This is a genomic window from Pseudomonas sp. S1(2024), from assembly GCF_046557535.1.
The window spans coordinates 1-18,571 of record NZ_JBKGFP010000077.1; the positions used below are offsets into that span (position 1 = coordinate 1).

Genomic DNA, 18,571 nt, shown 5'->3' on the forward strand with positions numbered 1-18,571 from the left:
TCGATAACAAAAGACATTTTCCAGGGACACTCCCTTCCCTTGGGGGGGGTTTTTTTGTTTCCCGATGGGCTGCAAAGCAGCCCCAAAGACCCCAACGCCCTACACCTTCCCCGGCCGACCCGCTACAATCGCGCCCTTCCCCCGCAGTCTCCAAGGATCGCCGATGTCCGGCCTTGAACTCATCGCCGCCGTCCTCGGCGTCACCGCTGTCTGGCTCACGGTCAAGCAGAACGTCTGGTGCTGGCCCATCGGTCTGGTCATGGTGCTGATCTATGGCTGGCTGTTCTACGAGGTGAAGCTGTACTCCGGCATGTTGCTGCAACTGGCCTATGCCATCCTGCAGGTCTACGGCTGGTGGCAATGGAAGCGCCCGGGCCATGCTGAAGACGCCCGCCAGGTCACCCGCCTGCAGCGCCCGGCATTGCTCGTCGGTTTGGCCGGCGGGGTGCTGTTGAGCGCCACCTTGGGCGCGGCGATGGCCACCTGGACCGACGCCGCCCTGCCCTGGCTGGACGCCACCCTGACCGGCTTCAGCCTGGTGGCACAACTGTGGATGGCGCAGAAGCGCCTGCAGTGCTGGCCGCTGTGGGTAGTGGTAGATATCGTCTACGTGGGCCAGTACCTGCACCAGCAGTTGTACTTCACCGCCGGTTTCTTCGCCGTGCTCACCCTGATTGCCGTGCGCGGCTGGCTGGAATGGCGCCGTGACCCGGCGTTGGTGCAGCCATGAGCGCGGCACAATCAATGAAGGTACTGGTGCTGTGCGGCCCGGAATCCAGTGGCAAGAGCTGGCTCAGCGGTGTGATCCAGGCGCATTTCGGCGGCGTGGTGGTGGCCGAATACGTGCGCCACTTCATCGATCAGGAACGCCGCGACACCTGCTATGCCGATATCCCTGCCATCGCTCGTGGTCAGCTGGCCTGGGAAGACCAGGCCCGTGAGCAGGCACCGTCGCTACTGATTCTCGACACTCACCTGCTCAGCAACATGCTCTGGAGCCACGCCCTGTTCGGCGACTGCCCGGCCTGGCTGGAACAGGCGTTGCTGGCGCGGCATTACCACCTGCACCTGCTGCTGAGCCCGCAAGGCGTGGATTGGGTTGCCGATGGCCAGCGCAGCCAGCCGGAACTGCGCGACCGCCAGCGCTTTTTCGACGACAGCCTGCACTGGCTGCAACGGCATGAGCAGGCGTACAAAATAATTGAGGGCAATTGGCCACAACGCCAGTTGCTGGCACTGCAAACAGTCGCTAAGCTCATTGATAGCGATACGCCATCCTGCCCCACCGAGTGTTAACCCACTGACACACCCTTGTGGGGCGAAGCCCCTGAAAACATGAGGTCTTGCGGGGCGTCGAAAGTAATGTCAAGGCGCTGAAACACTCCTGCAAAAACCCTTCCAATCAAGGCCGACACTGGCTTTGCCTGCACCACTCGCGGCTGCCTGTTTCAGCCCTGAGACAGAATATGCCGCAGCTTGTCATGGTGCCTACCTTAACCTTTTGATCTGAAACCGCTTCTCGAAAGCGGCACACCTTCTGCTCCCTCGTTCACATCGCCGAACAGGGCCAGCGCTCATTGAAGGAGTTGCCGTCGTGAGGAAAACTGACAAACGCCTTTATCACCTGCTGCTGATGGGCTATGTGCTGGGTTCGTTGAGCCTGACGGCCCAGGCCGACAACGGCATCATCGTGATAACCCGTGATGTGCAGACACGCAACGCTGTGGTCCCGCCGTTAAGACCCGACCCCAACCCCACCACCGTCAATGCCAATCCTTCCGCTCACATCCTCAAGCAAACCAACGAACTGAGTGATGGCGACTTCGCCAACATCAGCAGCGGTGCGGGCATCAGCACCCTGATTACCCAGCAGACCAACAACCTGGGCGGCAACCTCAATAACCAGTCCCAACTGCCCAACCTGGCCGGTGGCCGCGGTACAGGCTCGGGAAATGGCATCTCGAACATGGTCAACTCGAGTGTGCAGCGCGGCCTGGCGCCGCTGCAGATCCTGACCGGAGGCAAGTGAGATGAAGCACACGCTGCTGATCCTGGTCACGCTGTGCAGTACATCGGCCTTCGCGCAATCCCCGGTCCCCGTGATCAACAACGCCGACATCGACAGCTCGGGCAGCCGTTACCAGGGCAACCTGTCGGTCAACCAGGCAGCCGGCGACCAACAGCAACAGGCCAACGCGCGCGCCTTCGCCGCAGGGCCCGAGGCTGGCGCCACCACGCAGATCCGCCAACGGCTGAACGCCCCCGCAACTTCCGCGATGGACGCGCGCGCGACCATACAGGGCGACGCCTTCAGCAACGGTAGCGGCGCCCTGGGGGTCAACCAGAGCGCCGGCGCCAACACCCAGCAAGCGAACGCACTGAGCATCAGTCTCGGTGCCCAGCCGCAAAGCATCGACGACAGCGTCCTCATGCAACAGAACGTGGCGCTGCTCAACAACTCCGGTCCGATTGACACTTCAACTGGCAATCGCCAGGTCACCACAAGTGACCAGGCCTTCACCGGTAGCCGTGGAGTGATTCAGTTGAACCAGAGTGCCGGGGTGGGAAACCGAATGGCCAACACCTTGAGCATCCGGGTCGCGGATTGACCCATCCAGTTAAGAACAACACTTAACCTAAAAGTACGGAGAATCACCATGAAACCCTCGATGGCAATCAAGCCTCTGGTTTTCGCAATTGCTGCGGTCATGGCTGTTGCTGTACAAGCTGATCAGAACGACCGGCGTGGCGGGCACCACAATGGTCACCACAATAACGGGCATCACACCCCTCCTCCCACCCGGATCCCTGTGTATGCCACAGCCAACGCCATGGACAGCCAACGCAGCACGGGTAACACCATCACCAACCAAGGCACCATCAACGAAGCCGAAATGAGCAGCTCGGCCACGGGTGCAAGCGGCAACGTGGGTGTCAACGTGGCAGCCGGTAACGGCAACCAGCAGGACAATGCTGCGGCTATTGCCAATGCATCGTCCGAGTCCAGCCTGGACAACAGCTTCGTGTTCGGCACCGCCGAAGCCACCGCTGACGTTCGCCAGTTCAGCAACAACAACCGTGTCGACAACTGGTCCACCCAGAACTCGGCAGTCATGGCCGGCTCGGCCGATGGTGCGGAGGGTAACGTCGGCATCAACATCGCTGGCGGCGACCTGAACCAGCAGAAGAACACCATGGCCATCGCCAACACCGGTGCCCCGCTGGGCAATGCCACTGCCACCGCCTCTGCCGACCAGAACGGCCCAGGCCTGACGGTGAACAACGGCGCCGACCGCACCTACCGGGTGGACACGCTGACCATCACCACCACCAAGAGCGGTTCCAGCTCGCGTGAGGGCACGTTCAATTCGACCGACGACCGCAGCTCGTCCTCGAGCTTCAGCGTGGCCGGCTCGCGAAGTGCCAGTTCCAGTGGCTCCAGTGGCTGGAACTCCAGCGGTTCGAGCAGCATGAACGCCAGCGGCTCGCACAGTTCCACTGCCAGCGGCTCCAACAGCTGGAACGCCAGTGGTTCGATGGCCGGCAACTCCAGTTCGTCCAGCAGTGCCAGCCTGAGCGCCTCCTTGGCCGCGGCAGCCGATGCGACCCGCACCACGACCACCGATTACGGCCGTCACGAGCGCACTCGCACCGACAGCTTCGATGCCTCGCTCAATGCATCGCTCAATGTGGATGTCGACCACTCGCGGGAAAGCTCTTACGACAAGTCGTTCGAGAAGGCATTCGACTCGTCGTATGACAAGGCTCGCCAATCGAGCTACGAGAAGTCTCGCGACTCCTCGTATGAGAAGGCTCACGAGTCGTCCTATGCCAATGCATCGGAATCGGCGTTTGAAAAGTCTGGCGAGAAATCGTCTCAATCGTCGAACGACGTGTCGAAGAGCTACAGCGAAAGCAGTGCCTACGACTTGAGCAATACCGTGTCCTTCCAAGTGCTGACCCCGACCGGATGGGCAAACCCTGTTACCAACACTGCAACCCTTAGTGGTTCGGTGAATGGCGGCAGTGGCAACCTGGGCGTGAACGTGGCAGCCGGTGTGGGCAACCAGCAGAGCAACTCGCTGGCCATCTCCAACACCTCGTTCTGATCGCTGTGCTTGAGGCCCCCTTCGGGGGGCCTTTCTTCAACAGAACCGGAAGGCATCCGATCATGCGCATCATTGCCCTGGCGTTTTTGCTGTGCCTGGCCAGCATGAGCGAAGCTGCACAAATGCCGCTGTCCGTCCTGCCGGGCGGCGCCGTGGTGTTCAAGCCCATCCAGAGCATACGCGAGCGCAAGTTCGCCGACCTGGTGCAACAGAAAACCGACTTCAGCTGCGGCGCCGCCGCGCTGGCCACCATCCTGCGCCAGGCCTACTGGCTGGATGTGGACGAGCAACAGATCATCGAAGGCATGCTGGCCCACGCCGACCAGGACCTGGTGCGCACGCAAGGCTTCTCGATGCTCGACATGAAACGCTACGTGGAAAGCCTGGGGATGCGTGCCCGCGGCTACCGGGTGGCACCCGAGACCCTGCACAGCGTGCGCATCCCGGTCGTGGTGCTGATGGACGTGCGCGGCTACAAGCACTTCGTGGTCATGCAGAAGGTCGACAAGGGTTGGGTGTATATCGGTGACCCGGTACTGGGCCACAAGCGCTACAAAGTCGAAGATTTTCTCAAGGGCTGGAACGGCATCATCTTCGCCGTCATCGGCCAAGGCTACGACAAGAACAACATCCTGCTTGACCCGCCCCTGCCGCTGACCGCCAAGGGCCGGGTGAACAACTTCACCCCGGTGCAGGATGCAGAGCTGCTGGACTTCGGTTTCATCAAAAGCGACTTCTTCTAACGACTCTTGCAACGACAAGGAGCACGAGGCTCCGGGGAGCACCCCAATGAAGAACCCATTCTGGCTCGCGATCGCATGCCTGGCCGTCAGCCTTCCCACCCATGCCGAAACGTTCAAGCCCATCGAGCTGAAGGACCATGAGTTGGCGACCCTGCGTGGCCGCTACGTGATGCCGGGGCGGATCGTGAGTTTCGGCATTGTCATGTCCAGCACCTGGCAGAATGCCAAAGGGGACGTGATCGGTGCCACGAGCACGATGCAGATTCAGCAGTCGACCATCAAACCGCAATTCTATGTGTCGTTGATCGACGAAAGCGGCACCGGCACAGCGTCAGCTGGATCCACCGCACCAGGTACCGGTACCGTCACGGGCGGTGCCGGCCTCAACACCACAGAGGGTGTTACCCAGGTGGTACGCGCCGCTGGCGACAACAACACCGCCTACAACGATGTCGCCATCAATGTCTCCAAGGCCAACCAGGCGCCCGCCATGCAGCCGCAGGGCCAAGCACTGGCCAACGGCCAGACGCTGACGGGCGAAAACGGCGCGGGTGCGCTGAGTGTGTCTGCCAGCGGCGTAGGGGTGCAGTTCAATATCAATGCCAATAACAACCAGGGCAGCAGCGTGCAGCGTCTGGCGCAGGGTGGCTTGATGCAGAACTCGACGCTGCTGGGCAATGGCAACCGGGTGAACAACGTCACCACGCTCAATGTGGTGATGCGTGAAAGCGTGCCAACAGCCGCTTCGCTGAACGGTAGCCTCGATCAGCTCAAAGGTCTTCGCACATTCGGATACTGATCTACGCTCAGTCTCATCAAAAGAAGTCGGCAGGGACGGCAATTCCATGCACCGATCTTTATCGCTCAAAGTTTTTGTGTGTTTGACCACCTTGGCCCCGGCCACATTGCTCTACGCCGCCTCCGACCCACAGGTTGAGGCTCTCAAGCAGGAACTGATGGAACTGAAACGTCGCTACGAAGCCCAGCAGCAAGCGCTGATGGTGCTGGAGCAGCGCGTACGCCAGGTCGAGGAAACCCCGGCAGCACCACCGCCCAAACGCCTGGTCAGGTCCCCGGCCGAAGGGGTCAAGGGCGCACAGACGGTGGCATCGGGTGCACCGGGCACCACCGGCAGCTCCTATGGTCAGGCGCTGACCGCCGACGCCGAACCGGCACAGAGCGTGTCCAACCTGTATGACGAGGCCAGCGGCTTCTTCGGCGGCGGCAAGTTCAGCTTCGAGACCGGTGTCACCTATACCCACTACGATACTCGGGCGCTGGTGCTCAACGGCTTCCTGGCACTGGACTCGATCTTCCTCGGCAGTATCAACCTTGACCGGGTGAAGGCAGATAACTGGACCCTGGACATGACTGCCCGCTACAACCTCGCCCAGCGTTGGCAGTTCGACATCAACGTCCCGGTGGTGTACCGCGAATCCACTTATTCTTCCGGCGGTGCAGGGGGAGCCGGGGCGAGCACCTCGGACGAAACCGTAACCCGCGACCCGGAAATTGGCGACGTCAACGTCGGCGTCGCCTACAAGTTCCTCGACGAAGACGAGACCTGGCCTGACGCCGTCGCTACCTTGCGCATAAAGGCACCGACCGGCAAAGACCCGTATGGCATCAAATTGCGCCAGGTCGAGGGCAACGACAACCTGTCGGTACCGGAAAGCCTGCCGACCGGCAACGGCGTCTGGTCGATCACGCCGGGCATCTCGCTGGTCAAGACGTTCGACCCGGCCGTGCTCTTCGGCAGCCTGTCGTATACCTACAACATGGAAGACTCGTTCAGCGACATCAGCCCACAGGTCAACAGCAAGGTGCCCGGCGACGTGAAGCTGGGCGACTCCTGGCAGATCGGCGGCGGTATCGCCTTTGCCCTGAACGAGAAGATGAGCATGTCGTTCTCGGTGTCCGACCAGTTCGCCCGCAAGAGCAAGATAAAGCCGGATGGTGGTGACTGGCAGTCGATCTCCAACAGCGACTACAACGCAGCCAACTTCAACATCGGCATGACCTTCGCCGCCACCGACAACCTGACCATCGTGCCCAACCTGTCCATTGGTCTGACCGATGACGCACCGGACTTTTCCTTCAGCCTGAAATTCCCCTACTACTTCTGATACTTGCCATCGGCCGGGCCCGCGCTAAAGGGCCCGGTTTTGGTTACCAGCCTTGTCCCGGACCGCCTTCCATGCCACGGCCTGTTATCATCAAGCACAGTTGCATGACGATTTAATGGCAAAAGGGATGTTTTCGTGAAGAACCTGTCAGACCACCCACGTACCCGGCTTGTCGCCCTGGCGACCCTGGTACTGGTGATCCCACTGGGTACGCGCGCCATGCTGGGTTGGTCCAACCCGCTCGGTTACCTGTCCGACCTCGCACTCGGCAGCCTGCTGGTCTTGCTGCTGCACCGTCGGCCGTGGTGGTTGGCGCTCCCCGTATTGCTGGCCTGGGCGGCCCTCTGGGTGGCTTCGGCCGAACTGGTCAGCGCGGTTGGCCGTTTGCCCACCAGCGCTGACCTCACATACCTGCTCGACCCGCAGTTCATGGAAAACTCGACCGGTGGTGGCCTGGCCCATGCCTGGCTGCCCTTGATCATGGGCACCGGCCTGCTGGGCTGGCTGGCCATCGCCTGGCGCAGCCGTAGCCAACGCAGCCAGCCGGTGCCCATGATCAAGGGCAGCCAGGCCTGGGCCATTCCGCTGCTGCTGTTTGGCGCCCATTGGGGCAGCCAGCAACTGGTACCTTCCGACGCCGACCAATGGCGGCAATACAACCTCACCCACCAGTTGCTGTCGGCCGGGGCCGGCAACCTGCAGCGCCAGGTCGAAGGCTGGATGGGCCGCACACATACCTTCACCCCTCTGGCCAGTACCGGCCTGACCCAGTCCGACCTGCATGGCCAGCGGCTGCTCGCCGGGCCAGGCAACGCCCGCAACCTGCTGATCATCACCGTGGAAGGCATCCCCGGGGCCTACCTGCGGCCCAACCGCCACGCCCTGCACAGCCGCTTCGACGAAGAGCTGATGCCAAAGCTCAGCCAGTGGGCCGAGCGCGGCATGAACACCCCGGACTACGTGCTGCATACCCACCAGACCATCCGTGGCCTGTACGCGATGCTCTGCGGTGACTATGACAAACTGGCCAACGGCACGCCCAAGGGCATGGAGCTGCTGACCCAGAACGATCGCAACCAGGCCTGCCTGCCGGCGCAGTTGCGCCAGGCCGGTTTCACTACCCACTACCTGCAGGGTGCCGGCCTGCGCTTCATGGCCAAGGACCGCATCATGCCGCACATCGGCTTTGACTCGGTGCACGGCCAGGAGTGGTTCCGCAACAAGAACTACCTGGACTTCCCCTGGGGCAAGGATGATCGCTCCTTCTTCGAGGGGGCGCTGGACTACGTCGGCCAGCTGCAAAAGCAGGACAAGCCATGGATGCTGACCCTGCTCACCGTGGGCACCCACCAGCCCTACTCGGCGCCGTTCGAGTACATGGAGCGCTACGACACGCCGAAACAGGCGGCAGTCGCCTACCTGGACGATGCGCTCGGTGCATTCCTCGACAACCTCGAACGCCAGGGCGTACTCAAGGACACCCTGGTGGTGGTGACTTCCGACGAGTCCCACGGCATCGACGGTGTGCGCCTGGCCTCGTCCTGGGGCTTCAACCTTACTCTGGCGCCGGAGCAGGCGCAGTTGCCACGGATCAAGCGGGGTACCTACGGCCATATCGACCTGGCCACCTCCCTGCTCGACTATTTTGCGCTGCCCATCCCCATGGCGCTCGGCGGTCGCTCGCTGTACCGCGATTACGACAGCGGTCGTGAAATGATCTCCTACACCAACGGCATGCTGCGCTATCACGACGGCCGGGGTGTGTTCACCGAATGCGATTTCCAGCAGCGCTGCCGGCGTTACGCCAGCGAGGGCTTCATCGCCGACCAGGCACGTTACCTTGGGCTGGGCGACAGCCTGCTGGGCCAGCAGATCGGTGCCCTCGCGGGGGTGCTCGACCAGTCCCTGCTGCAGACACCGCTCAACCTGCGTTACCAGTTCGGCGGCCCATCGCCGATCCAGCTGCGCAAGCGCATCAAAGATGACTGGGCCGACAACCTGATCGGCGCCCAGTACCTGGAAATGCCCGAGGGTTCGCATACCCGCGTACGGGTCAAGGTACGATCGCTGGACCCCAAGCGCGCAGCCTATATCCAGCTCAAGGCCAAACAGCTGGAGCAGGACGTACCGCTAGGCTTGCCTTACGAAGTGAAAGTCACCGCCGACGAGCCGCTGGAAATGGAGTTCAGCTTCGACAACCCGACCGCGCGCAAAGCGTTTTCCTTCCATTTGCTGGGCTATGGTGGTGGCCAGGTGGAAATCAGCGACTTCAGTGTGATAACCGCGCTGCCAGGGGAAGATGAAGCAGCGGATGAGCTGACCGAAGGGCATATCGCCCATTCGGGCTGAACGGTACCACTCATCGCCGGGCCGCCGCGACCTGTCGATTCAACCCGCCCGTGCTCGACTAGTGTGTGAATCACCCAATGTGGAGATAACACCATGAGCACGAGCGAAAGCAGGCACCCGGTGGTTTCCCGCAGCCAGTGGCTGGCGGCCCGCCGGCAGCTGTGGCTGCACGAAAAGGCCTTCACCCACCACCGCGACGCGCTGTCCGCAGCCCGTCGCGCCCTGCCCTGGGTCAAGGTGGAGCACGACTATCGCTTCCAGGGGCCCGACGGCGAACTGAGCCTGGCCGACCTGTTCGCAGGCCGCAGCCAACTGCTGGTTTACCACTTCATGTTCGCCGAAGGCTGGAGCGAAGGTTGCCACGGCTGCTCATTCCTGGCCGACCACTTTGACGGCGCCAACCTGCACCTGGCCCATCACGACGTGTCGCTGGTGGCGGTGTCGCGTGCGCCGTATGCCGAGTTCCAGGCATTCCGCCGGCGCATGAGCTGGCAGTTTCCCTGGTATTCGTCACATGGCAGCGGCTTCAACGAGGACTTTGGCGTCAGCGTCGGCAGCGAGGGCCAGCGGCAGTACAACTATGAGCCATATGAGGGCGATGAAAGCGAGCTTCCCGGGCTGAGTGCGTTCTACCGCGAGCCGGACGGCAGCGTGTACCACACCTACTCGACCTATGCCCGCGGGCTGGACATCCTGGTCAACACCTACAACTTCCTCGACATCGCGCCACTGGGGCGCAACGAGGCCGGGACCATGGACTGGGTGCGGCACCACGACCGTTATGAAGGGCAGCCGGACAAGCCTAACTGCTGCCACAAATAACGTGAGGCAACACATATCCCTTGTGGAAGCGGGCATGCCCGCGAACACCGGCAAAGCCGGTGCCAGGCACCGCATCGCCTGTTTCGCGGGCGCGCCCGCTCCCACTGGGGCCGCGGTATGTCAGCCGCGCACACCCAGCATCCCGCGCTCGACGATGAAGTCGATCACCGCCTGCAGCCCCTCGCCCTTCTTCAGGTTGCTGAAGGTCCATGGCCGCTCCGGGCGCATGCGCTGGGTATCGCGCTCCATCACTTCCAGCGAAGCCCCCACATAGGGCGCCAGGTCGGTCTTGTTGATCACCAGGAAGTCCGACTTGGTAATCCCTGGCCCACCCTTGCGCGGGATCTTCTCCCCTTCGGCCACGTCGATCACGTAGATGGTCAGGTCGGCCAGCTCAGGGCTGAAGGTGGCACTCAGGTTGTCACCGCCGCTTTCGACAAAGATAACCTCGAGGTTGCCAAATTTGCGCGCCAGTGCTTCGACCGCCGCCAGGTTCATCGAGGCGTCTTCACGTATCGCCGTGTGCGGGCAGCCGCCGGTTTCCACGCCGACGATGCGCTCCGGCTCGAGGGCCCCGGCTTCGGTCAGGATGCGCTGGTCTTCCTTGGTGTAGATATCGTTGGTGACCACTGCGATCTGGTAATGGTCGCGCATGGCCTTGCACAAGGCTTCGAGCAGCGCCGTCTTGCCGGAGCCGACCGGGCCGCCGACACCGACGCGCAGGGGTTGTTGATAGCTTTGCATGCAGGCAGTCCTCAGGAACGGAACAAACGGGTGTATTGGGTTTCGTGACGCGATGAGGCAATGGCCAGCAATGGCAGGCCACCGCCAAGCTGGTCATCGCCCAGGCCCAGTGCCTGGTCGAGGGCCGCGGGCAGCCCTGCCCCCAGGTCGCGCAGCAAGGTCTGGGCGGCCTGCTGGCCGAACGGCACCAGCTTGACCCCGGCCATTACCGCGCCCTCCAGCCAGGCAAAACCATGGCCCAGGGCCAACTGGCGCAGTGGGATCGCCCAGTGCGCAGCCAGCCAGGCCATACCGCCCAGCTGGGTGAGTTCTAGGCTGGCCCGCCAGGCCGGCGCCTGGCCCAGTTGCCAGCCGTCCAGCAGCCGTGCCAGCGCCGCGCCGCGCTGCTGTTCTTCCAGGCGCAGCTCGGCGGTTTCACGGTTGGCCAGCAGAAAGCGGCTCCAGTGGCCGAAGGCTTCGGCGTCCTCGGCCTGGCAGGCGTGGTACAAGCGCGCCAGCACCGGCCAGTCGAGGCAGGCCAGGGTGTCGTCGATCTGCTCGCGCTGCCAGGCAGCGAAACCATCCACGTCCCGTACCCAGCCCGCCTCGACCGCCCACTCCAGGCCTTGCGAGTAGGTGAAGCCACCCACCGGCAAGCCAGGGCTGGCCAGCTGCAGCAGGCGCAACAGCGCCAGGTCGCTGTCCATCAACCAGCCAGTACCAGCGCGGCGCCGGCCAGCAGGCCGCCGCCAAAGGCCTTCTGCAGGCCGCTATGCCTGCGCAACAGGCAACCGACCGCAAAGCCGGCCGCCAGCAACAGGCCGCTGACCGTGACGAAGCCGGCGCTGAACTGCCAGAACGCGCTTGGCGTGGCTTCCACGCCATGGGCCCAGCCATGGAACAGGGCGAACACCGGCATGGCCATTGCCAGCAGCAGCTGGCGGCTGGGCAGCAGCACGGCACCGGCAGCCACCAGCAGCGACACAGCAATCAGGGTTTCCATACCCAGTACATCGCCGAACAGGTGGCCGCACACCGCGCCGCCAAACATCGCCGCCAGGGTTGCCAGGGGTAGCGTCAGGTTGCGCCGGGTCAGCGCGGCGAGCGCACCGGTGCCCAGCAGCATCAGCAGGTGGTCAAGACCGGTCAGCGGGTGTAGCAGGCCGTCCTGCAGCGGGTTGGCGTCGTGCCCGGGGTGGGCGAAGGCAGGCAGAGCCAGCATCAGCAGAAACAGGGCGAAAGTCTTTTTCATCGGTTGCTCCAGGCAGTTCAGGAATGGGCAGGCAGGCGCACGAACGGGTGATCGTGGCCGTGGGCATGGCTATGGCTGTGGCTGTGCGGTGCGCTCTGGTAGGCGCCCGCTTCAGGCTCGAACGGCGCCTGTTCGGCCTCTACCGTCAGGCCCAGGCCACGCAACATGTCGTCCAGCACGTGGTCGTGCTGGAAGCGCAACAGGCCGGGTTCGATCTGCAGCGGTACATGGCGGTTGCCCAGGTGATAGGCCGCGCGGGCCAGCAGGTGCGGGTCGGCGCAGCGCACCGTGGACACCGCCTCGGGCGCCGCCAGCACACGGATCAGCTGGGTGCCCTCGGCATCGGCCAGCAGTTCGCCTCCGCGCAGCAGGTGGCCGCGTTCGAGCATCAGCCCGGCCTCGCGACCATCATCCAGGGTCACCCGCAGGCGGCTCTTGATGCGGCTGTCCACGTCCAGGGTGACGGTGCCGGTTTCGCCCAGCTGGCCGGGCTCGGTGATACGGCGGGTCAAGACAATCATCGGTGCTCCTTCAGAACAGGAAGTAACGCTGGGCCAGCGGCAGTTCGCGGGCCGGTTCGCAGACCAGCAGTTCACCGTCGGCACGCACCTGGTAGGTCTGCGCATCGACCTCGATCAGCGGCTGCAAGGTGTTGTGGACCATGTCGGGCTTGCGCACCCGGCGGCAGCCGTGGGCCACGCCGATCAGGCTGCGCAGGTTCAACTCCTCGGCCAGGCCACGGTCCATCGCCGCCTGGGGCAGGAAGGTCATGCGCGTGGCATGCCGCGCCGCGCCCAGGGCGCCGAACATCGGGCGGTAATGCACCGGTTGCGGCGTGGGGATGGAACCGTTGATGTCCCCCATGGGCGCGGTGACGATCATCCCGCCCTTGATGACCAGGGCCGGCTTGACCGCAAAGAACGCTGGCGCCCACAGCACCAGGTCGGCCAGTTTGCCGACTTCCACCGAGCCCACTTCGTGGCCGATGCCGTGGGTCAGGGCCGGGTTGATGGTGTACTTGGCGATGTAGCGCTTGACCCGGAAGTTGTCGCTGTAGCTGGTGTCCGGCGCCAGTGGCCCGCGGCGCAGCTTCATCTGGTGGGCCACCTGCCAGGTGCGCAGCACCACCTCGCCAACCCGGCCCATGGCCTGGGAGTCGGACGAAGTCATGGCAAAGGCGCCCATGTCGTGGAGGATGTCCTCGGCGGCGATGGTTTCGCGGCGGATGCGCGACTCGGCAAAGGCCACGTCTTCGGCGATGCTCGGGTCCAGATGGTGGCAGACCATGAGCATGTCCAGGTGCTCGTCCACGGTGTTGACCGTGTACGGCAGGGTCGGGTTGGTCGAGGACGGCAACACGTTGGCCTGCCCTGCCGCGCGGATGATGTCCGGGGCGTGACCGCCACCAGCACCCTCGGTGTGGAAGGTGTGGATGGTGCGGTCGCCGATCGCCGACAGGGTGTCTTCGATGCAGCCGGACTCGTTGAGGGTGTCGGTGTGGATCGCCACCTGGATGTCCATTTCCTCGGCCACGCCCAGGCAGCAGTCGATGGCTGCTGGTGTCGAACCCCAGTCTTCGTGCAGCTTGAGGCCCACGGCGCCGGCTGCGATCTGCTCGCGCAGCGCTTCCGGCCGCGAGGCGTTGCCCTTGCCCAGCAAGCCGATGTTGATCGGCAGGCTGTCGGCAGCCTGGAGCATGCGCGCCAGGTACCAGGGGCCGGGCGTGCAGGTGGTGGCGTTGGTGCCGGTGGCCGGCCCGGTACCGCCGCCGATGAAGGTGGTGACACCGCTGTTCAGCGCCTCGTCCACCTGTTGCGGGCAGATGAAGTGGATGTGCGAGTCGACACCACCGGCGGTGACGATCTTGCCCTCGGCCGCGATCACCTCGGTGCCGGGGCCCACTGGCACGTTCACGCCCGGCTGCACATCGGGGTTGCCAGCCTTGCCGATCACCGCGATACGCCCGTGCTTGATACCGATATCGGCCTTGACGATGCCCCAGTGGTCGATGATCAGGGCATTGGTCAGTACCAGGTCCATGGCTTCGGCAGCCAGCATCTGGCCCTGCCCCATGCCATCGCGGATGACCTTGCCGCCACCGAACTTCACCTCTTCGCCATAGATGGTGAAGTCGTGCTCCACCTCGACCCACAGCGCGGTGTCGGCCAGGCGCACGCGGTCGCCCACGGTGGGGCCGAACATGTCGGCATAGGCCTGGCGGGAAATGCGGCTCATGCCCTGCCCTCCAGCGCGCCCATCACCTTGCCCTGGAAGCCGTAGACCTCGCGCTTGCCGGCGTATGCCACCAGTTGCACGGTACGCGCCTGGCCAGGCTCGAAGCGCACGGCGGTACCCGCGGGGATGTCCAGACGAAAGCCCAGCGTAGGCGCGCGCTCGAACACCAGCGCCTCGTTGACTTCGTAAAAGTGGTAGTGCGAGCCGACCTGCACCGGCCGGTCGCCATGGTTGGCCACGCTGACGCTGACTGTCGCGCGGCCGCTGTTCAGCTCGATGTCGCCGGCGGCGACCTGGATTTCACCTGGGATCATGCGGGGCTCCTGGGCAACTTCAAACGATGGGGTCATGCACGGTCACCAGCTTGGTGCCATCCGGGAAGGTCGCTTCGACCTGCACGTCGTGGAGCATTTCGGCGATGCCAGGCATTACCTGCTCGCGGCTCAATACTTCACGCCCCAGGCTCATCAGCTCGGCGACGGTGCGGCCATCACGGGCGCCTTCGAGCACGGCGGCACTGATCAACGCCACCGCTTCCGGGTAGTTGAGTTTCAGGCCACGGGCCAGGCGCCGCTCCGCCAGCAGCGCGGCGGTGAACAGCAGCAGTTTGTCTTTCTCTCTCGGGGTCAGCTCCATGGCGCTCTCTCAGGTGGCCCAGATACGCGGCGGGCAGGCCGGCAGGCCGAGGACGGCCGGGCGCAGCACATGCCACAGGCGTTGCAGGGTGCGTTGCAGGTGTTGGTTGTCATGGTCGAGCACGCGAATCACCAGCAACGACCCGAGCAGGGTCGCGCCGGCCGGGTTGGCCATCTCATCGAGCAGCGGGCGCACCAGATCCAGCACGGCCTGGTCGGCGGGTGCGGCGCAGAAGGTGGCCAGCAGCGGATGCCCGCCAAGCTTGCTCAGGCGCCCGCCTTCGACGCGTAGGCGCTCGTGCAGGCCCACTTCGTCGGGCAGTTCGATGTGCAAGCGGCTGTCGAGGGCTCCGTGATCGAACCGCTCGCTCATCACCGGGCGCCCCAGGCACAGGGTTTCCCAGGCCAGCAGGCGCGCCCCCGGTTCGAGGGTGAAACGGCTGTCGAGGCTGGCGCGGGCGCCGGAGAAGAAGATGCTGTCCTGCGGCAGCCACTCCAGGGTGCTGTCGGCGCCCAGGTGAAAACGCTGGACCAGCCGCGCGGTCGGGCCGATGCTGCGGTAGAACTTGCTGGCGCCGGGCATGGTCAGCAGCGCGTGGCTGCCCGGCTCCAGCTGGATATCCAGCTCCAGGCGGTCGCCAGCGACGATCCCTCCAGGAGGGTGCAGCACGTAGACATGGCACGGTGCACCTTCCGGATAGAACGGTCGCTGCACCAAAAGAGGTCCGAAATGCCGCCACGCACCAAGGCGGGTCACCTTGTCGCGTCTGACGAAGCGCAACTGCAGGTGAGCACTCCAGCCGGCATCGTCGTGTTGTTGTTCGATCTGCTCCGCGAGCGACATCCTGCGGCCCCTGAAATCCGTGGCCTGCTGGCCGTTTAGAGTGGCAGGCACGCACGGCTACGGCGTGCGCGCCCTGACCACTCGATCAAATTCGCAGGCTGGATATAGCAGGTTGCGGGCCAACTCCGCAGGTGAACGAAGATGAAGGATTTGCCATGGCCGCTCTGGCATCGGGCATACGGGGGGATGGCGCACAAGGCAGGGGCGTGCTTCGGCCCTGTTTCGGTGCCGGAGCAAGGTGAAAATGGGGCTGCGTTGCAGCCCTTCGCGGGCGCGCCCGCTCCCACAGGATGGGTGGGTGGTGGGGGGTTGTGTGGTACTCTTGGGGGTGGAGGAGCTCGCGAAGGGGCGCAAAGCGGCCCCAACTATCAAAACTCAGTAATCGAAGCGGTCCACCGCACGTCGGCGTTCGTTGTCGTCACGCCGGTCATAGATGGCGGTGGTCTGGATATTGGCGTGATGCGCCAGCTTCTGCGCAATGGACAGGTCGTGCTCTTCGATCACCCGGGTGATGAACGCGCGACGGAAGTCGTGCGGCATGATCTTCACGCCCACCTGCGCACCACGCTGGCGGGCGATGTAGTAAATGGCATGCTTGGTGATGCGCGCTCGGGTTATATGGCTGCCACGGCGGATGCGGTTGAACAGGAATGGGTCGTCTTCGGCCCCTGCGGGCAAGTCCTGGCGGCGCAGGTCCAGCCACGCCTGCAACTTCTCGAACGCCCATGGCGGGGCGTACTTGATCAACTGGCGGTTGCCCTTGCCCAGCACCTGCAGGCTGCGCGCCTCGAAGTCGACCTGGTCCAGGTCGATGTCCACCGATTCCGACTTGCGCATGCCGGTGCCGTACAGCAAGGCGATGATCGCCGCGTCACGCACACCCTGCGGCCGTGGGTCGGCCGCACACACATCCATCAGCTCGCGAATCAGGCTGCGGCGCAGGTTGCGCCCCGGCGGCAGGCGGCTGCCGGTGGCCGGCTTGACCTCGCGAATGCGCAGCAACTGCTCGTGATCGATCAGGCCCTGGCGCCAGGCTTCGTTCATCACACCGCGAATGGCGTTGACGTACAGCGACGAACTGTTGGGGGCGTAACCGTCCGCACGCAGCGCCGCCACCAGGGCGATCACATGGCCGGGCTCGAGCCGATGCCAGGGCACATCGACGATATTGCAGTCGACAAAACCCAGCCGATCGGCGGCGTCCTGAAGTATGTAGCGCATGGTTTGCTGGCTGGATGGGGCCAGGCGGGCCATGTACTGCAGCAGCGGATTTTTCGAGAGATCGGACAAAACGTGAATCCTGTAGCGAAGCGTTGGCCAGCGGCGAACCGGCCAGACCCTGAAGCAAGTCAATACGACATACAAGCAGGTCCAAATAACAGCGGAATACACATGTCATTCGGACCCGGAGAAGTGCCATCACCTTGATATACAAGGGGTTCGGAGCTGGCACGGATCGTGATCTTACCCCAATTGAGCCCACTGAACGAACGAAGGTCAGCCCATGCTTGTGCAGCCGATCGATTCACGCCCACGCCAGGCCGTCTGGGGCCTGGGTTTCCGCCCATTCTTCCTGGGTGGCAGTTTGTTTGCGCTGCTCGCCTTGCTGTTGTGGGGCGGCGTACTGGCCGGTGCGCTGGAGCCCACGCCCCCCGGCGGCATGCTCGCCTGGCACCGCCACGAAATGCTCTATGGCTTTGCTGCTGCCATCATCGCGGGTTTCCTGCTGACCGCCGTACAGAACTGGAGCGGCATCCCAGGCTTGAACGGGCGCGCGCTACAGGGTTTGTTCCTGCTTTGGCTGCTGGGCCGGGTGAGCTGGTTCCTGCCACTACCGGGCGGCCTGCTGGTAGTGATCGAGGGCAGCTTCCTGCCACTGGTGGCACTAGCCCTGGCACGGCCGATCGTGCAACGGCGCTTGCGTAACAACTACCCGATCGTCGGCCTGGTGCTGTTGATCGCCGCCTGCCAGTGGCTGACCCTGGCCGGCTGGCTGCGCCAGGACGAACTGTGGCAGCGCCGCGGGGTGTTTGCCGGGTTATGGCTGGTGGCCGCGGTGATGACCGTGCTTGGCGGGCGGGTGATCCCGTTCTTCACCCGGCGCGGCCTGGGCAACATGGCACCGACCCCTGCCCGCCCCTGGCTGGACCGGGCCTGCCTGCTGCTGAGCGTGGCGGTACCGCTGGCCTTTGCTTCGGGTTTGGCCGATACGCCGCATATCGGCCTGGCCGTGCTGTTCGGCACCTTGTTTGCCTTGCATACGGCCCGCCTGACCTTGTGGCATGACCGCGGCCTGTGGCGTGTACCCCTGCTGTGGTCGCTGCATCTGGCCTATGCCTGGATTGCCATTGCCTGCCTGGGCATGACGCTGTGGCATGCCGGGGTGGCGCTGGGCCCGAGCCTGGTGACCCACGCCCTGACCGTGGGCGCCATGAGCGGGCTGATCCTGGCGATGATGGCACGGGTCAGCCTGGGCCACACCGGCAGGCCGCTGCAGGTGCCGACCAGCATTGCCTGGGCCTTTGCCTTGATCCAACTGGCGACGCTGGCGCGGGTGGTGCTGCCGCTGTTCACGCCGCTGGGGGTGAGCCTTTCAGTAGTTTGCTGGAGCCTGGCGCTGCTGCTGTTCCTGCGCCACTACCTGCCCATCCTTCTGCAGCCACGGGCTGACGGTATGCCGGGCTAGCCTTGATGCCTAGATTGGGGCCGCTTTGCGGCCCATCGCCGGCAAGC

Annotated in this window: 20 protein-coding genes; 11 read left to right on the top strand and 9 right to left on the bottom strand. The window is 64.1% G+C overall.

Translation table 11 applies throughout. From position 1 onward, the window contains the following. Nucleotides 1-163 precede the first annotated feature (163 nt). The 10 genes from pnuC to ACLCGK_RS21335 all read left to right on the top strand — a co-directional run bounded on the left by pnuC (nucleotide 164) and on the right by ACLCGK_RS21335 (nucleotide 10,149). Nucleotides 164-730 (top strand): nicotinamide riboside transporter PnuC, encoded by a 567-nt coding sequence (gene pnuC, locus ACLCGK_RS21290; RefSeq protein ID WP_410952844.1) that lies wholly within the window; start codon nucleotides 164-166, stop codon nucleotides 728-730. Further along, complete coding sequence (locus tag ACLCGK_RS21295) at nucleotides 727-1,296, top strand: AAA family ATPase (protein WP_085719917.1); 570 nt, start codon at nucleotides 727-729, stop codon at nucleotides 1,294-1,296. The genes pnuC and ACLCGK_RS21295 overlap by 4 nt, the downstream gene beginning before the upstream one ends. A gap of 298 nt (nucleotides 1,297-1,594) precedes the next feature. Next, the gene (locus ACLCGK_RS21300) at nucleotides 1,595-2,029 is read left to right on the top strand and encodes a hypothetical protein (RefSeq protein ID WP_015270165.1); all 435 of its coding nucleotides are present in this window, start codon (nucleotides 1,595-1,597) and stop codon (nucleotides 2,027-2,029) included. A gap of 1 nt (nucleotide 2,030) precedes the next feature. Continuing rightward, nucleotides 2,031-2,609 (top strand): adhesin, encoded by a 579-nt coding sequence (locus tag ACLCGK_RS21305; protein WP_085719915.1) that lies wholly within the window; start codon nucleotides 2,031-2,033, stop codon nucleotides 2,607-2,609. Between the two features lie 48 nt (nucleotides 2,610-2,657). Continuing rightward, on the top strand, nucleotides 2,658-4,109 hold the full coding sequence (locus ACLCGK_RS21310) for a hypothetical protein (RefSeq protein ID WP_031324312.1): 1,452 nt from the start codon (nucleotides 2,658-2,660) through the stop codon (nucleotides 4,107-4,109). A 62-nt stretch (nucleotides 4,110-4,171) separates the two neighbouring features. Continuing rightward, nucleotides 4,172-4,852 (top strand): C39 family peptidase, encoded by a 681-nt coding sequence (locus ACLCGK_RS21315; protein WP_013972457.1) that lies wholly within the window; start codon nucleotides 4,172-4,174, stop codon nucleotides 4,850-4,852. Between the two features lie 46 nt (nucleotides 4,853-4,898). Next, nucleotides 4,899-5,651, top strand: a complete 753-nt coding sequence (locus ACLCGK_RS21320) for a hypothetical protein (RefSeq protein ID WP_410952845.1) — start codon at nucleotides 4,899-4,901, stop codon at nucleotides 5,649-5,651. 46 nt (nucleotides 5,652-5,697) lie between these two features. Then, entirely contained in the window at nucleotides 5,698-6,978 is a 1,281-nt protein-coding gene (locus ACLCGK_RS21325) for a transporter (protein ID WP_015270160.1), read from the top strand. Between the two features lie 135 nt (nucleotides 6,979-7,113). Then, a complete protein-coding gene (locus tag ACLCGK_RS21330; RefSeq protein WP_410952846.1) occupies nucleotides 7,114-9,327 on the top strand; it encodes an LTA synthase family protein in 2,214 nt (737 codons plus the stop codon). A gap of 93 nt (nucleotides 9,328-9,420) precedes the next feature. After that, complete coding sequence (locus ACLCGK_RS21335) at nucleotides 9,421-10,149, top strand: DUF899 domain-containing protein (RefSeq protein ID WP_410952847.1); 729 nt, start codon at nucleotides 9,421-9,423, stop codon at nucleotides 10,147-10,149. Between the two features lie 120 nt (nucleotides 10,150-10,269). On the opposite strand, the gene ureG is transcribed toward ACLCGK_RS21335, so the two are convergent. From ureG to xerC, 9 genes are all read right to left on the bottom strand, one after another. Continuing rightward, nucleotides 10,270-10,893: an urease accessory protein UreG gene (gene ureG, locus ACLCGK_RS21340; RefSeq protein ID WP_410952848.1), complete on the bottom strand. Its 624-nt coding sequence runs from the start codon at nucleotides 10,891-10,893 to the stop codon at nucleotides 10,270-10,272. Nucleotides 10,894-10,904: 11 nt separating this feature from the next. Then, a complete protein-coding gene (locus ACLCGK_RS21345) occupies nucleotides 10,905-11,579 on the bottom strand; it encodes an urease accessory protein UreF (RefSeq protein WP_039612955.1) in 675 nt (224 codons plus the stop codon). Beyond that, nucleotides 11,579-12,124 (bottom strand): HupE/UreJ family protein, encoded by a 546-nt coding sequence (locus ACLCGK_RS21350; protein ID WP_061552167.1) that lies wholly within the window; start codon nucleotides 12,122-12,124, stop codon nucleotides 11,579-11,581. The genes ACLCGK_RS21345 and ACLCGK_RS21350 overlap by 1 nt, the downstream gene beginning before the upstream one ends. Before the next feature lie 17 nt (nucleotides 12,125-12,141). After that, the gene (gene ureE / locus ACLCGK_RS21355; protein ID WP_015270156.1) at nucleotides 12,142-12,645 is read right to left on the bottom strand and encodes an urease accessory protein UreE; all 504 of its coding nucleotides are present in this window, start codon (nucleotides 12,643-12,645) and stop codon (nucleotides 12,142-12,144) included. Nucleotides 12,646-12,655: 10 nt separating this feature from the next. Continuing rightward, nucleotides 12,656-14,359 (bottom strand): urease subunit alpha, encoded by a 1,704-nt coding sequence (gene ureC, locus ACLCGK_RS21360; RefSeq protein WP_013972449.1) that lies wholly within the window; start codon nucleotides 14,357-14,359, stop codon nucleotides 12,656-12,658. Further along, nucleotides 14,356-14,673: an urease subunit beta gene (locus tag ACLCGK_RS21365; protein ID WP_015270155.1), complete on the bottom strand. Its 318-nt coding sequence runs from the start codon at nucleotides 14,671-14,673 to the stop codon at nucleotides 14,356-14,358. The genes ureC and ACLCGK_RS21365 overlap by 4 nt, the downstream gene beginning before the upstream one ends. Before the next feature lie 19 nt (nucleotides 14,674-14,692). Continuing rightward, a complete protein-coding gene (locus ACLCGK_RS21370; protein WP_003256923.1) occupies nucleotides 14,693-14,995 on the bottom strand; it encodes an urease subunit gamma in 303 nt (100 codons plus the stop codon). Between the two features lie 9 nt (nucleotides 14,996-15,004). After that, complete coding sequence (locus tag ACLCGK_RS21375) at nucleotides 15,005-15,838, bottom strand: urease accessory protein UreD (protein ID WP_410952849.1); 834 nt, start codon at nucleotides 15,836-15,838, stop codon at nucleotides 15,005-15,007. A gap of 375 nt (nucleotides 15,839-16,213) precedes the next feature. Then, nucleotides 16,214-17,128, bottom strand: a complete 915-nt coding sequence (gene xerC / locus ACLCGK_RS21380; protein ID WP_015270152.1) for a tyrosine recombinase XerC — start codon at nucleotides 17,126-17,128, stop codon at nucleotides 16,214-16,216. Between the two features lie 214 nt (nucleotides 17,129-17,342). Here xerC and ACLCGK_RS21385 point away from each other — a divergent pair, with 214 nt between their 5' ends. Further along, nucleotides 17,343-18,524 (top strand): NnrS family protein, encoded by a 1,182-nt coding sequence (locus ACLCGK_RS21385; RefSeq protein ID WP_410952850.1) that lies wholly within the window; start codon nucleotides 17,343-17,345, stop codon nucleotides 18,522-18,524. The last annotated feature ends 47 nt before the right edge of the window (nucleotides 18,525-18,571 follow it).

Excerpts from the sequence above, each read along its gene's own strand:
- pnuC (WP_410952844.1), top strand. The coding sequence starts at position 164 with ATGTCCGGCCTTGAACTCATCGCCGCCGTCCTCGGCGTCACCGCTGTC.
- ACLCGK_RS21315 (WP_013972457.1), top strand. The coding sequence starts at position 4,172 with ATGCGCATCATTGCCCTGGCGTTTTTGCTGTGCCTGGCCAGCATGAGC.
- ACLCGK_RS21370 (WP_003256923.1), bottom strand. The coding sequence starts at position 14,995 with ATGGAGCTGACCCCGAGAGAGAAAGACAAACTGCTGCTGTTCACCGCC.
- ureC (WP_013972449.1), bottom strand. The coding sequence starts at position 14,359 with ATGAGCCGCATTTCCCGCCAGGCCTATGCCGACATGTTCGGCCCCACC.
- ACLCGK_RS21295 (WP_085719917.1), top strand. The coding sequence starts at position 727 with ATGAGCGCGGCACAATCAATGAAGGTACTGGTGCTGTGCGGCCCGGAA.
- ACLCGK_RS21335 (WP_410952847.1), top strand. The coding sequence starts at position 9,421 with ATGAGCACGAGCGAAAGCAGGCACCCGGTGGTTTCCCGCAGCCAGTGG.
- ureG (WP_410952848.1), bottom strand. The coding sequence starts at position 10,893 with ATGCAAAGCTATCAACAACCCCTGCGCGTCGGTGTCGGCGGCCCGGTC.
- ACLCGK_RS21350 (WP_061552167.1), bottom strand. The coding sequence starts at position 12,124 with ATGAAAAAGACTTTCGCCCTGTTTCTGCTGATGCTGGCTCTGCCTGCC.
- ACLCGK_RS21310 (WP_031324312.1), top strand. The coding sequence starts at position 2,658 with ATGAAACCCTCGATGGCAATCAAGCCTCTGGTTTTCGCAATTGCTGCG.
- ureE (WP_015270156.1), bottom strand. The coding sequence starts at position 12,645 with ATGATTGTCTTGACCCGCCGTATCACCGAGCCCGGCCAGCTGGGCGAA.
- ACLCGK_RS21305 (WP_085719915.1), top strand. The coding sequence starts at position 2,031 with ATGAAGCACACGCTGCTGATCCTGGTCACGCTGTGCAGTACATCGGCC.
- ACLCGK_RS21365 (WP_015270155.1), bottom strand. The coding sequence starts at position 14,673 with ATGATCCCAGGTGAAATCCAGGTCGCCGCCGGCGACATCGAGCTGAAC.
- ACLCGK_RS21345 (WP_039612955.1), bottom strand. The coding sequence starts at position 11,579 with ATGGACAGCGACCTGGCGCTGTTGCGCCTGCTGCAGCTGGCCAGCCCT.
- ACLCGK_RS21385 (WP_410952850.1), top strand. The coding sequence starts at position 17,343 with ATGCTTGTGCAGCCGATCGATTCACGCCCACGCCAGGCCGTCTGGGGC.
- ACLCGK_RS21320 (WP_410952845.1), top strand. The coding sequence starts at position 4,899 with ATGAAGAACCCATTCTGGCTCGCGATCGCATGCCTGGCCGTCAGCCTT.
- ACLCGK_RS21375 (WP_410952849.1), bottom strand. The coding sequence starts at position 15,838 with ATGTCGCTCGCGGAGCAGATCGAACAACAACACGACGATGCCGGCTGG.
- ACLCGK_RS21325 (WP_015270160.1), top strand. The coding sequence starts at position 5,698 with ATGCACCGATCTTTATCGCTCAAAGTTTTTGTGTGTTTGACCACCTTG.